Origin of the sequence: Amycolatopsis sp. NPDC049159 (assembly GCF_040648295.1) — a bacterium.
In the GTDB taxonomy this organism is placed as follows: domain Bacteria; phylum Actinomycetota; class Actinomycetes; order Mycobacteriales; family Pseudonocardiaceae; genus Amycolatopsis; species Amycolatopsis pretoriensis_A.
Window position 1 is genome coordinate 155,193 of sequence record NZ_JBEZDL010000021.1, and the last position, 12,298, is coordinate 167,490.

At 70.9% G+C, this 12,298-nt stretch carries 12 protein-coding genes; 7 read left to right on the forward strand and 5 right to left on the reverse strand.

The annotated features are described in order from the left end of the window. Positions 1-369: 369 nt before the first annotated feature. Entirely contained in the window at positions 370-1,287 is a 918-nt protein-coding gene (locus AB0B33_RS34490) for a dihydrodipicolinate synthase family protein (RefSeq protein ID WP_360779601.1), read from the reverse strand. A gap of 56 nt (positions 1,288-1,343) precedes the next feature. Here AB0B33_RS34490 and AB0B33_RS34495 point away from each other — a divergent pair, with 56 nt between their 5' ends. From AB0B33_RS34495 to AB0B33_RS34515, 5 genes are all read left to right on the forward strand, one after another. After that, the gene (locus tag AB0B33_RS34495; protein ID WP_360779603.1) at positions 1,344-2,573 is read left to right on the forward strand and encodes an extracellular solute-binding protein; all 1,230 of its coding nucleotides are present in this window, start codon (positions 1,344-1,346) and stop codon (positions 2,571-2,573) included. Further along, positions 2,570-3,619 (forward strand): ABC transporter ATP-binding protein, encoded by a 1,050-nt coding sequence (locus AB0B33_RS34500; RefSeq protein WP_360779606.1) that lies wholly within the window; start codon positions 2,570-2,572, stop codon positions 3,617-3,619. Before AB0B33_RS34495 ends, AB0B33_RS34500 begins: the two co-directional genes overlap by 4 nt. Continuing rightward, positions 3,616-4,509 carry a sugar ABC transporter permease gene (locus tag AB0B33_RS34505; protein ID WP_360779609.1) on the forward strand — a complete coding sequence of 298 codons (894 nt, stop codon included), beginning with the start codon at positions 3,616-3,618 and terminating at the stop codon, positions 4,507-4,509. The genes AB0B33_RS34500 and AB0B33_RS34505 overlap by 4 nt, the downstream gene beginning before the upstream one ends. Next, positions 4,506-5,333 carry an ABC transporter permease subunit gene (locus tag AB0B33_RS34510; protein WP_360779612.1) on the forward strand — a complete coding sequence of 276 codons (828 nt, stop codon included), beginning with the start codon at positions 4,506-4,508 and terminating at the stop codon, positions 5,331-5,333. Before AB0B33_RS34505 ends, AB0B33_RS34510 begins: the two co-directional genes overlap by 4 nt. Positions 5,334-5,455: 122 nt before the next feature. Beyond that, entirely contained in the window at positions 5,456-6,301 is an 846-nt protein-coding gene (locus tag AB0B33_RS34515) for a MerR family transcriptional regulator (RefSeq protein ID WP_360779614.1), read from the forward strand. Here the strand turns inward: AB0B33_RS34515 and thrS are convergent. The 3 genes from thrS to AB0B33_RS34530 form a co-directional block, all read right to left on the reverse strand. After that, positions 6,228-7,487, reverse strand: coding sequence for a threonine--tRNA ligase (gene thrS, locus AB0B33_RS34520; protein WP_360779617.1), 1,260 nt, complete (start codon positions 7,485-7,487; stop codon positions 6,228-6,230). The two genes, AB0B33_RS34515 and thrS, sit on opposite strands and share 74 nt — an antisense overlap. Positions 7,488-7,630: 143 nt before the next feature. Further along, on the reverse strand, positions 7,631-8,095 hold the full coding sequence (locus tag AB0B33_RS34525) for a heme-degrading domain-containing protein (protein ID WP_360779620.1): 465 nt from the start codon (positions 8,093-8,095) through the stop codon (positions 7,631-7,633). Between the two features lie 25 nt (positions 8,096-8,120). Further along, the gene (locus tag AB0B33_RS34530; RefSeq protein ID WP_360779622.1) at positions 8,121-8,480 is read right to left on the reverse strand and encodes a VOC family protein; all 360 of its coding nucleotides are present in this window, start codon (positions 8,478-8,480) and stop codon (positions 8,121-8,123) included. Between the two features lie 85 nt (positions 8,481-8,565). On the opposite strand from AB0B33_RS34530, the gene AB0B33_RS34535 reads away from it, so the two are divergent. Further along, positions 8,566-10,512: a phosphocholine-specific phospholipase C gene (locus AB0B33_RS34535; protein ID WP_360779625.1), complete on the forward strand. Its 1,947-nt coding sequence runs from the start codon at positions 8,566-8,568 to the stop codon at positions 10,510-10,512. On the opposite strand, the gene AB0B33_RS34540 is transcribed toward AB0B33_RS34535, so the two are convergent. Continuing rightward, entirely contained in the window at positions 10,509-11,738 is a 1,230-nt protein-coding gene (locus AB0B33_RS34540; protein WP_360779627.1) for a M20 family metallopeptidase, read from the reverse strand. The two genes, AB0B33_RS34535 and AB0B33_RS34540, sit on opposite strands and share 4 nt — an antisense overlap. Positions 11,739-11,815: 77 nt before the next feature. Here AB0B33_RS34540 and AB0B33_RS34545 point away from each other — a divergent pair, with 77 nt between their 5' ends. After that, positions 11,816-12,298, forward strand: a complete 483-nt coding sequence (locus AB0B33_RS34545; protein WP_247017043.1) for a tRNA adenosine deaminase-associated protein — start codon at positions 11,816-11,818, stop codon at positions 12,296-12,298.

Here is a 12,298-nt window from a genome sequence, read left to right on the forward strand (position 1 = left end):
GGATACCGCGTCCTGCCCCCAGCCTCCCACTCCGCCGCCCTGGTGGCAATTCCCCGAAACCTGCCGGATCGGTGTACAGTCAGCCACATCGGGATGAAGGTGACCCACCACACACCCGAGAACTTCCCGCCCGGATCGCTCCGGCCGGGGACAGGAGCCGAGTCCGGGTCGGAAACCCGCTCGTACGCAACCGTGCCGGCTGATCAGCCGGCGAGCAGCCGCCCGTAGCCGCCAAAAGCGACACTCGAGGCGCCCAGTTGGGTTGCTACAGCTTGTTTTCTTCCGTCGCGGTTCCGGTCATCAGGTGGCTCGTCGGCGAGCCGGGTTCGGTGTCATCGTGCTCCGGCGCGCCGATGGGCCGCCACCCCTTCACGAAAGCCCCCACGACGAGAGCATGCCGAAGAGCTGCTCGCGTTCGCCCGCGGTCAGCAACCGGCTCGGCGGCCGGACGTCGGGGCGGCACAGGCCCAGCTGGGCGAGCGCGTCCTTGACCACACTGACGTTGTTGGCGTTCCCGTCCGCGGCGCGGAGCTCTTCGAAGGGCCGGATCCGTTCCCAGACGGTCATCGCCGCCGGGTAGTCCCCTGTGGACAGTGCGCGGAACATCGCCAGCGACGTCGCCGGGTCGACGTTCACCAGCCCGGACGTGAAGCCGGTCGCCCCGACGGCGAAGTAACCGGGCGCGGACAGCTCCGCCAGCCCGGCGATCCAAACGAACCGGCCGAACCCCGCGTCGCGCGCCACCGAGCCGAACCGGACCGGGTCGGGCACCGCGTACTTGACGCCGATGACGTTCGGCGCCGTCTCGCCCAGCGCGCGCAGCTGCTCGCCGGCGATCACGGGGTTGCGGACGTAGAGCACGACGCCGAGTTCCGGCACCGCGCCGGCGATCGCCGCGTGGTAGTCGACCCAGCCGTCACCGGAGATGTACGGGTGCACCGGCTGGTGGATCATGATCATGTCGGCCCCGGCGTCCCGCGCGTGCGCGGCGGCCCGCGTCGCCGAAGCGACGTCGTGGCCGATCCCGGCGAGCACGCTCGCCCGCCCCGCCGTGGCCTCGACGGTCACTTCCAGGCACCGCCGGGCTTCGGCGGCGTCGAGCGCGTAGAACTCGCCGGTGTTCCCGTTCGGCGTCACGACCTCGATGCCGCCGGTGATCAGCCGGTCCACCAGCTTCGCGTACGTCCCGTCGTCGACGGCGCCTTCGGTGTCGAACGGCGTGACCGGGATGGCCACCACGCCCGAGAGTCGTCGCTTCTGCTCCTCGAACGCACTCGCCACTGACATGTCCTATCTGATATACGATGCGGCGTACAACATTAACACGGACCCAGGGAGCAGCCATGCACCGTCGCACCGGCTTCCGATTCCGACGAGTGGTGCTGGCAGCGGGCGTTGCGGCCGCGCTGGCGGCCTGCGGCGCCCCCGGCGGCGACGGCGGCGGCCAGGCCGCGGACCCCCAGTCCGTGCCGGACAAGCCGAGCAAGCCGGTCGAGCTGAACATCCTCGACGTCGCGGGGAACCTGCAGCTCACCAAGCAGATGATCGAGAACTTCAAGGCCGCCCACCCCGAAGTGCTCGCGAAGGTCACGTACTCGACCGCGCCCGCCCCGAGCATGGCGGGCAAGCTGAAGGCCGAACAGGACGGCGGCGTCGCCCAGACCCACCTCGTTCTCAGCGGTACCGACGGCCTCTCCGCCGGCATCGCGAACGGCACCCTGGCCAAGGTCCTCCCGGACTTCTCCGGCCGCTTCCCGAACCTGATGCAGAACTACCTCGAGCCCGCGGCCAAGATGCAGGAGCTGGCCAACGGCTACGGCGTCGAGGTCGTCTACTACCCCTCGGGCCCGCTCCTGGAGTTCAACCCCGGCGCGGTGCCCGCCGCTCCGGCGTCCCCGCAGCAGCTGCTCGACTGGGCCAAGGCGCACCCCGAGAAGTTCCAGTACGCGCAGCCGGCCAACTCCGGTCCGGGCCGGACGTTCCTGATGGGCCTGCCCTACCTGCTCGGTGACAAGGACCCGAAGGACCCGGACAAGGGCTGGGACAAGACCTGGGCGTTCCTGCAGGAGCTGGGCAAGTACGTGAAGTACTACCCCTCGGGCACGACCGAGACGATGAAGAACCTCGCCTCGGGCTCGGTCGACATGATCACGTCCACCACCGGCTGGGACATCAACCCGCGCAAGCTCGGCACGGTGCCCAACACGGTCAAGACCGCGATCATGCAGCCGATGCACTGGGTCACCGACGCCCAGTACGCCCTGATGCCGAAGGGCCTTTCGCCCGACCAGGAATCGGCGATCCTGCAGCTGATCGCGTGGATGCTCAAGCCGGACCAGCAGGCGATCGCCTACGACGACGGCTACTTCTACCCCGGCCCGGCGGTCAAGGACGTCACCCTCCGGATGGCGCCGCAGAAGAGCCAGGACACGATCAAGCAGTTCGGGCGCCCGGAGTACGAGCAGTGGATCGCGCAGTACCCCAAGGAGACGTCGCTGCCCGCCGACCAGCAGGTCAAGGCGTTCGACAAGTGGAACCAGCTGATCGGCGGCTCGAAGGTCGGCAAGAAGTGACGTTCGAGCAGCTGCGCCTCGACGGGGTCTCCCGCAGCTTCGGCACGGCGAACGCCCTGCGCGACCTCGACCTCGCCATCACGCGCGGCGAGTTCGTGGCCCTGCTCGGCCCGTCCGGCTGCGGCAAGTCGACCGCGCTCAACTGCCTGGCCGGCCTGCTCCCGCTCACCGGCGGCAGCATCTGGCTCGACGACGCCCGCATCGACGGCCGCCCGCCCGAGCAGCGCGGGTTCGGGATGGTGTTCCAGAACTACGCGCTGTTCCCGCACCTGTCCGTCCGCGCCAACGTCGGCTTCGGCCTCAAGATGCGCAAGGTCGCCCGCGCCGAAGCCCGCCGCCGGGTCGACGACGCCCTCCGCCTCGTCCAGCTCACCGAGCACGCGGCGAAGTTCCCGGCGCAGCTCTCCGGCGGCCAGCAACAGCGCGTCGCCATCGCCCGAGCCGTCGTGCTGGGGCCCCCGGTGGTCCTGATGGACGAACCGCTGTCCAACCTGGACGCCAAGCTCCGCCTCGAGATGCGGATGGAGATCCGCCGCCTCCACCAGACGCTCGGGCTGACCACCGTCTACGTCACCCACGACCAGGAGGAGGCCCTGTCGCTGGCCGACCGCCTGGTGGTGCTGCGCGAGGGCACGGTCCAGCAGATCGGCACCCCCGAGGAGGTCTACGCGCAGCCGGTGAACAGCTACGTTGCCTCCTTCATGGGCTACCGCAACCTCCTGGACGTGACGGTCACCGCCGCCGCCGGCCCCTCGGTCACCGTCGAAGGCGACGGCGTCCGCCTGACCGGCGCGAACCGCGATTCGCTCGCGGAAGGCCCCGCGAAGGTCGCGATCCGCCCCGAGGACTTCGTCGTCGGCGACGGCGCGGAGAACGCCCTCGACGTCACGATCGAGATCGTCGAGTACCACGGCCGCGAGCTGTCGGTCTCCGCCCGGCTGCCGACCGGGACGCCGGTCTACTTCCGGACGGACAAGCGGCTCGCTCCCGGCGACACGGCGAAGATCGGCGTCCCGGCCGAGCGGGTCCTGGTGTTCGCACCGTGACCGCCGCGACGGCGGCCCGCCCGGCCCTGCGCCACCGCCTGGCCGAACGCGGCATCGACCGCACCCTGCTCCTGCTGGTGCCCGGCCTGCTCGTCATCGCCTGCCTGTTCCTGTACCCCTTTCTCTACGGCCTCCAATTGTCCTTCGCCCCACGCCGGGGCGGCGTCTTCGCGAACTACGCCCGCTTCTTCGGCGACCCCTACCTGCGCGACACCATCTGGACGACGCTCGGCCTCGCGCTGCCCGCGACGTTCATCAACGTCCTCGCCAGCATCCCGATCGCGTACGTGCTGCGCGGCCGCGTCCGCGGCAAGCGCCTCCTGACGACGATCCTGGTCGTGCCGATCACGCTCGGCACGGTGCTCACCGCGCAGGGCCTGATCATGTACGGCGGCCCGGCGGGCTGGCTGAACAAGGTGCTCACCGTCCTGGGCATCACCGACCAGCCGCTGCCGCTGATCCACAACTACACCGGCGTGCTGCTGTCGCTCGTGATCACCGGCTTCCCGTTCTCCTTCCTGCTGACGTTGTCCTACCTCTCCGGCATCGACCCTTCCCTGGAGAAGGCGGCCGCGACGCTGGGCGCGAACGGCATCCAGCGCTTCCGGCGCATCACGCTGCCCCTGCTGGCTCCCGGCTTGGCGATCACCTTCTGCTTGTCGTTCGTCATGGCGTTCTCGGTGTTCCCCTCGGCGCAGCTGGTCGGCGACCCGGCGAACGAGACCCGCGTCATCTCGATCGCCGCCTACCACGCCGCGTTCGAGGAGTACGACTACTCGATGGGCTCGGCCGTCGCGATGCTCATGGCGGTGGTCATGCTGATCGTGATCGGCCTGGTCATGGCGTGGCGCGCCACGCTCTACCGCGGAGCGACCGGAGGCAAGGGATGACCGGTTGGGTCGCGCGTCCCGGACGTTGGGTCGTCTGGGCCGTCGTCGCGTTCTTCTTCGTCAACCTCGCCGGCCTGGTGCTCTCGGTGGTCGTCGACTCGTTCGGCACGCAGTGGTTCGGCAGCTGGCTCCCGGACGGCTTCACCACTCATTGGTACGCCGACGCGTGGCGCGAGTTCGGCCTCTCGGACGTCCTCCTGACGACGGCGGTCGTCGCGCTCGTGGTGATCGCCGTGTCGGTGGCGGTCGGCGTTCCGGCCGCCTACGCGCTGGCTCGCCGGTCCTTTCCCGGCAAGCGCCTGGTGATGCTGCTGTTCGTGCTGCCGATCCTCATCCCGCCGATCACCTACGGCATCCCGCTGGCCACGGTGCTGTACAAGGTCCACCTCGCCGGCACGACCACCGGCGTCATCCTGGCGAACCTGGTGCCGTCCGTGCCGTTCGTCGTGCTGACCATGACGCCGTTCATCGAACAGATCGACCCGAAGATCGAAGCCGCGGCGCGCATGTCCGGCGCGCGGACGACGTCGGTGTTCACCCGCATCCTGGGCCCGCTGCTGCTGCCGGGCATCCTGGCCGCGTCGATCCTGGTGCTGGTGCGCACCGTCGGGATGTTCGAGCTGACGTTCCTCACCGCCGGCCCGGACTCGACGACCCTCGTGGTCGCGCTGTACAACTCCGTGTTCGCCGCGGGCATCCGCGCCAACCAGTCCGTGGACGCGATGGCGACCATCTACACGGCTTCCATGCTCCTGCTCCTCCTCGTCGCGTTGCGGTTCGTGAACCCGACCCAGCTGGTCACCCGGATCCGGGAAGAAACCTGAGGGCCGGCGGTGCTCGTTCGCTCATGTGATCCACGTTACCGCGGATAGTCGAACACGTGATCGACACGATGGGGTGAAACAGGCTTGCGGCTCCCTCGAGGGGAGCTGCCAGGCTGGGTGGCATGCGGTATTCGATCGGCGAGCTGGCCCGGCGGACGGGGTTGACGATCAAGGCCGTCCGGTTCTATTCGGATCGCGGCCTCGTGCCGCCGTCCGGGCGCAACGCCGCAGGTCAGCGCCAGTACGACGATGCCGCCCTCGCTCGGCTCGGCCTCGTGCGCACCCTGCGCGAGCTGGGCCTCGACCTCGCCACGATCCGCCGGATCGCCGACGGGGAAGTCGCGGTCGCCGACATCGCGGCCCGGCACGCGGCGGCGCTGGACGCGGAGATCCGCGTGCTGCGGCTGCGCCAAGCGGTGCTGACGGCGATCGCCGGCCGCGGATCGACCACGGAGGAGACGAGACTCTTGCACGAACTGGCCCGACTGTCCGAAGTGGAGCGCCGGCACCTGGTCGGCGACTTCCTCGCCGAGGCGCTGGGCGACCGTCCCGAGCTGGCCGGGATCGCCAGGACGCTGACCCCGGAACTGCCGGAAGACCCGAGCCCCGAACAGCTCGACGCGTGGATCGCGCTGGCCGAGCTGACGCGGGACGCGGAGTTCCGCGCGGCCCTGCGCCGGCTCGCGGACCGGCACGAAGTCGGCCTGCGCCGCGACCTGGCCGCCGAGGTGCGCGCCGCCGTCGCGCCGGCACTGGAAGCGGGGATCGCCCCGGACGCGCCGGAAGCGACGTCGATCGTCGACGGCCTCGGCCGCGACCCGCGTGAGCTGCGGGAGTGGCTCGAAACCGTCAACGACCCACGCCGTGAGCGCTACCTGGAGCTGCTCGCCGTGATCAACGGCTGGGCGGCACCGGAAAGCCTGACCCCGGCCCTCGACTGGCTGACGGCGGCGAGCTCTCGGCCCTGAGCCAGGCCAGCGCGTCCCCGGCCGGCTGCGCGTCGAGCCGGCTTCCGTCGCGCAGCCGCAGGGAAAGCCGTCCGGCGGCCACCTCGTCCGGACCGAGCACGGCCTGGAACGGCGCCAGCCGGCCGTCCCGGATGCGCGCGCCGAGGCTGCCTCCGGCCGCGATTTCGGCCCGCAAGTCGCCGCAGCGGTCGAGGACTTCCCGCGCGTACGGCACTTCGGCTTCGGACAGCGGGAGCAGCCGGAGCTGCACCGGCGCGAGCCAGGCCGGGAAGGCGCCGCCGTGCACTTCGATCAGCTGCGCCACCGCGCGTTCGACACTGCCGATGATGCTCCGGTGCACCATGACCGGACGGTGTTTCGCCGCGTCCGCACCGACGTATTCGAGGCCGAACCGCGCGGGCTGGTGGAAATCGACCTGGACGGTGGAGAGGGTCGATTCGCGGCCCGCGCTGTCGGCGATCTGGACGTCGATCTTGGGCCCGTAGAAGGCCGCTTCGCCTTCGGCCTCGTCGTACGCGAGCCCGCTCCGCTCGAGCACGGAACGCAGGATTTCCGAGGCGCGGTCCCAGTTCCCGGCCACGTACTTGCCGCCCTCGCCGGGCAGCGAAAGCCGGTAACGCGCGGGGCTGATGCCGAGCGCGTCGTAGGCCTGCCGGATCAGCGCCAGCGCCGCGCCCGCCTCTACTTCGACCTGGTCGAGAGCGCAGAAGATGTGCGCGTCGTTGAGCTGGATCGCGCGCACGCGCCCCAGCCCGCCGAGCACACCGGACAGTTCGCTGCGGTACATCCCGCCGAGCTCCGCGATCCGCAGCGGCAGTTCGCGGTAGCTGCGGCCGCGCGAACGGTAGATCAGCGCGTGGTGCGGGCACAGGCTCGGCCGCAGCACGAGCTGCTCGCCGCCGACGTCCATCGGCGGGTACATGTCGTCGCGGTAGTGGTCCCAGTGCCCGGAAATCTCGTACAGCTCGCGTTTGCCGAGCACGGGTGAATGGACGTGCCGGTAGCCCGCGCGCCGTTCGAGGTCGCGGACGTATTCCTCCAGGCTGTGCCGGACCACGGCGCCGTCGGGCAGCCAATAGGGCAGGCCGGCGCCGATCAGCGGGTCGGAACCGAACAGGCCGAGTTCGCGGCCGAGCTTGCGGTGGTCGTGCATCGTGGGCTCCTCGTGAACGACGAGGCGGTGCACCACAAGGCGAAACCCGGGGCGACCGCCCCGGGCTGGAATGCGTGGTTCAGCGCGCCGGGACACTTTCCGGCGTCGTCGTCAAGGCGCGCTTCATGGGATCGACGGTAGCAAGTGGGTGCCAGTCCTTTTCGTTTCCTCGGCACTCAGGCCAGGAACAACTCCAGCTGCTCGACGACGAACGCGTGGTCCTCGGCCTGCGGGAGTCCCGAGACGCCGACCGTCCCGACCGGGCCGACGTCGCGGACCAGCACCGGGAACACCCCGCCGTGGGCGGCGTACTCGTCCGGGTCCAGGCGGCTGTCCTCTTCGAACGAGCCGCCCTTCGCGCGGAACTGGGTGCCGACCAGGAAGGAGCTGTGGCCGTAGCGGTCGACCACCCGGCTCTTGCGGTCGATCCAGGCGTCGTTGTCGGCCGACGTGCCCGGGAGCGCCGCGTGGAAGAGGCGCTGGCCGTTGCGGCGGACGGAGATCGTCACCGGCAGGCCGCGGTCGCGCGCGGCCGTCAGCAGCTGCTGGCCGAGGGCGAGCGCCGTCTCGTTGTCGAACTTCGTGAACTGGAGGCGTTCCTCCTGCTCGGCGAGCTGGGCGAGGGCGTCGGCTTCGGTCATGCCGCCATTAAAGCAACACTGTTGTTTAATTGCCAGTGAACTCCGTCAGCGACAGCACGTTGCCGTCGGGATCGCGGAACCACGCGATCCGGCCGCCCGGCGTGGTCCAGATTTTGTCGGTGTCCTGTGGCAGCGTGTCGAACGTCAGGAACTCGACACCGCGGCCACGCAGCTCGGCCACGGTCGCCCGGATGTCGGCGACCGCCCAGCCGAGCACCGTGAACGGCTGCGGCGTGAACTCGGCCACGGCGGTGACGCGCACCATCGTCCGGCCACTCCGGAACACGCACGCGAAGGGGGTTTGCTCGATGAACTCGAGCCCGGCGACATCCGTGTAGAAGGCGCGCGAGCGCTCGAGGTCGCTCGACGGTGCGAAGGCGACCAATTCCGCTGAGTTGAGCATGGCTTCACCTCTCTCGGCGCGAAAGGTACTCCGGTCAGGCCGCTGACCAGGGGACGAGGAGGTGGACATGGGCCGGATCCGGCGGCGCACGGTGCTGGGCGGCGCGGCCGCGGTCACCGTGGCCGGCGCGCTGTCCGCCGCGTGCGCGCCCGCGTCGCGGAAGGGCACGATCGACGACGTCCGCCACGTCGTGGTGCTGATGCAGGAGAACCGGTCGTTCGACCACTACTACGGCACCATGGCGGGCGTACGCGGCTTCGGCGACCGCGCGGCGCTTCGCGACGTCTTCCGCCAGCGGGGTGCCGGCGACCCGGTGCTGCCGTTCCGGATCGACACGTCCGTTGTGGACGGTCAGGACCTCGGCGAGCTGCCGCACGACTGGAACAGCACGCACCGCGCGTGGAACGGCGGCGCGTACGACGGCTGGATCACCGCGAAGAGTCCCATGACGATGGGGTACTTCACGCGCGACGACATCCCGTTCCAGCACGCCTTGGCGAGCGCGTTCACGCTGTGCGACAACTACTTCTGCTCGCTCCAGGGCCCGACGCACCCGAACCGGCTGTTCCACTGGACCGGCACGATCGACCCGGACGGCGTCGCCGGCGGCCCCGCGACGCGCAACGCGCCGGACTACGAGCCCTCGTTCCGCTGGACGACCTACCCCGAACGGCTGGAGTCGGCGGGCGTCTCGTGGCGGATCTACGCGAACGACGAGGAGCGCGGCGTCCCCGAGCACTTCGTCGGCGACTACGGCGACAACCCGCTGTGGCTGTTCCAGAACTACCACGACGCGCTGTACTCGATGGACCCCGTGAAGCGGCGGTTGGCCGAGCGCGCGAACCTGCGCAAGAAGCTCAAGCCCGACTCGGGCCGGGGCCGGGACGTCGACCACGTGCTGGCCGAGTTCCTCGCCGACTGCGCCGCGGGCACGCTGCCCGCGGTGTCCTGGGTCGTGGCGCCGTACGGCTACTGCGAGCACCCCGCCGCCCGGCCGGTCGACGGCGCCGCCTACATCCAGCGGATGCTGAAAGGGTTGTGGGACAAGCCGGATCTCTGGGAATCCACCGTGGTCTTCATCAACTACGACGAAAACGACGGCTTCTTCGACCACGTGGTCCCGCCGGCGCCGCCTCCCGGAACCCCCGGCGAGTACCTGCCGGGAAACCGGCCGGAGCGGGGCGCCGCGTCCGGGGCGCCCGCGCCGATCGGGCTGGGGCCGCGGGTGCCGATGACCGTCGTCTCACCCTGGAGCCGCGGTGGCTGGGTGAACTCGCAGGTCTTCGACCACACGTCGGTGCTGCGCTTCCTCGAGACGTGGACGGGGGTGCGCGAGCCGAACATCTCGGCGTGGCGTCGCGCGATCTGCGGCGACCTGACCAGCTGTTTCGACTTCCGCGCGCACGACACGACGATCCCGCTGCTGCCGGACGCCGACGCGTTGCGCGCCGAAGCCGACCGGACGCAGGCACGCCTGCCGAAGCCCGGGGTCCGGCCGGGCGCGCTCGTGCAGGAGCCCGGCACGGCCAAGGCGCGCCCGCTGCCGTACCAGCCGGTCGCCTGGGCCGACGTCGAGCCGAGCGCGCTGAAGCTGCACCTGGCCAACCACGGCACGCAGGCGCTGCAGCTGGCCGCGTACGCCTACCACGTGGGCGGGCCGCCACAGCGTTTCGACGTCCCCCCGAACGGGGAGGTCACCGGCCGGATCCCGCACGCCGGGTCGTACGACATCGCGATCCACGGCCCGAACGGCTTCGTCGTCGAGGCCTCGGGCGGGCCCGGTCTTGATGCCGCCGTCACCTTCGTGAGCACGCCGGCGCTGCGGGTGACGGTGACCAACAGCGGGCCGGCGCCGGTCACGCTGAACGACGTCGTGGTCCCGCCGGGTGCCTCGCGCGACTTCCCCGTGCCGACGCGCGACGGCTGGTACGACGTCGCTTTCGAGGCCCCGGGGTGGCGTCGCCGCTTCGCCGGCCACCTGGAAGACGGCCGCCCGTCGCGGACCGGGCCTTAGCGGAGGGAGTCCAGCGCGAAAGCAGCCAGCATCGCGACGCCGCTCGGCATGGCGTCCTCGTCGAAGACGACGCGGTTGGAGTGGTTCGCCGCCGCTTCGGCCGGGTCGACGCCGGGCGGGCACGCGCCGAGGAACGCGTACGCGCCGGGAACGCGCTGCAGGACGTAGGAAAAGTCCTCGGCGCCCATCAGCGGGTCGGCGAGCAGCTCGACGTTCTCCGGGCCCAGTACGGTCGCGCCGAGCCGCAGCACCTCGGCGGCGATCCGGTCGTCGTTGACGGTCACCGGGTAGCCCGGCTCGACGTCGGCGAGCACGCGGCAGCCGTACGCGGCGCCGACCTGCTCGCACACCTTGGGCAGCTCGGCGCGGACCAGCGCGCGCGTCTGCTCGGACAGCGTGCGGATGGTGCCTTCGAGCTCGGCGGTCTCCGGGATGATGTTCGACGTCGTGCCGGCCTGGATCCGGGTCACCGAGAGCACCGCGGGGTCGAACACGCTCACCCGGCGCGTGATCATCGTGTGCAGCGCGCCGACCATCGCCGCGGCCGCCGGCACCGGATCGATCGTGTGCTGCGGTGCGGAGCCGTGGCCGCCCTTGCCGGTGACGCGCACGGTGAACGAGTCCGCCGACGCCATCAGCGGGCCGGGCCGCAGCTGCAGCCGCCCGCTGGGCGCGTTGGCGAGGATGTGCACGCCGAACGCGCGCTCGGCCCGCGTCCCGGCGGCGTCCAGCACGCCCTCGTGGATCATGAAGCGGGCGCCGTGGTGGCCCTCCTCGCCCGGCTGGAACATGAACACGACCGAGCCGGCCAGCTGATCCTTCCGCCCGGCGAGCAGCCGCGCCGCGGACGCGAGCATCGCGACGTGCGTGTCGTGCCCGCACGCGTGCATCGACTCCTCGTCCTCCGAGGCGAAGTCGAGCCCGGTCTCCTCGGTCAGCGGCAGCGCGTCCATGTCGCCGCGCAGCAGCACCGCCGGACCGGGCCGCCCGCCCCGCACGACGGCCGTCAGCGACGTCGTGGCCTTGCCCTCGGTGATCTCCAGCGGCAGGTCGGCCAGCGCGTCCCGGATCGCCGCCTGCGTGTGCGGGAGGTGGAGGCCCTGTTCCGGCCTGCGGTGCACGGCGCGGCGGAGCGCGACCGTGCGGTCTTGCAACGCGCGCGCGTCGTCGAGGAGGCCGGCGAACGGCGTGCCGGGCAGGGTGGGCAGGTCAGTGGGGCCGGTCATGGTCCCGATAGTGCCCCATGCGGCGCTTCGGGCGCACCGTGCGTGCGTTCGGTCGGGCAGCGGAATACGGTGTGCGCATGGCGGTGGAAGAGCCGGTCACGGGGTTCGCGGTGGCCGTGGTCCGGGAAGACGGTCGGTGGCGGTGCAGCGCGCTCGACCCGGGGGCCCTGACCGAACTGGACGCGGCGATCACTGAACTGGGCAAACTACGTTCCACCGGTGCGGCCTTCGGGCTGCTGGCGGTCGATGACGAGTTCTTCGTGATCGTCCGGCCGAGCCCGCGTGGACCGTCGTTGCTGCTTTCGGACGCGGCGGCGGCATTGGACTACGACATCGCGGCGGACGTCCTCGACGTCCTGCGCGTCGATCCACCGGACGAGGAGGACGACTCCGTCTGGCCCGAGGGTGACCTGGGGGTGTTGGCGGACCTCGGGCTGCCGGGGCCGGAACTGGAGGTCATCGTCGGCGAGGTCGACCTCTACCCGGACGAGCAGCTGCAGATGGTCGCGCAGCGCTGCGGGTTCGGCAGCGAGTTCGCCAAGCTCCTGGACGAGCTCTGA

What these genes read in the sequence shown, in the direction of transcription:
- AB0B33_RS34490 (WP_360779601.1), bottom strand. Translation starts at nt 1,287, where the DNA reads ATGTCAGTGGCGAGTGCGTTCGAGGAGCAGAAGCGACGACTCTCGGGC.
- AB0B33_RS34495 (WP_360779603.1), top strand. Translation starts at nt 1,344, where the DNA reads ATGCACCGTCGCACCGGCTTCCGATTCCGACGAGTGGTGCTGGCAGCG.
- AB0B33_RS34510 (WP_360779612.1), top strand. Translation starts at nt 4,506, where the DNA reads ATGACCGGTTGGGTCGCGCGTCCCGGACGTTGGGTCGTCTGGGCCGTC.
- AB0B33_RS34515 (WP_360779614.1), top strand. Translation starts at nt 5,456, where the DNA reads ATGCGGTATTCGATCGGCGAGCTGGCCCGGCGGACGGGGTTGACGATC.
- AB0B33_RS34525 (WP_360779620.1), bottom strand. Translation starts at nt 8,095, where the DNA reads ATGACCGAAGCCGACGCCCTCGCCCAGCTCGCCGAGCAGGAGGAACGC.
- AB0B33_RS34535 (WP_360779625.1), top strand. Translation starts at nt 8,566, where the DNA reads ATGGGCCGGATCCGGCGGCGCACGGTGCTGGGCGGCGCGGCCGCGGTC.
- AB0B33_RS34540 (WP_360779627.1), bottom strand. Translation starts at nt 11,738, where the DNA reads ATGACCGGCCCCACTGACCTGCCCACCCTGCCCGGCACGCCGTTCGCC.
- AB0B33_RS34545 (WP_247017043.1), top strand. Translation starts at nt 11,816, where the DNA reads ATGGCGGTGGAAGAGCCGGTCACGGGGTTCGCGGTGGCCGTGGTCCGG.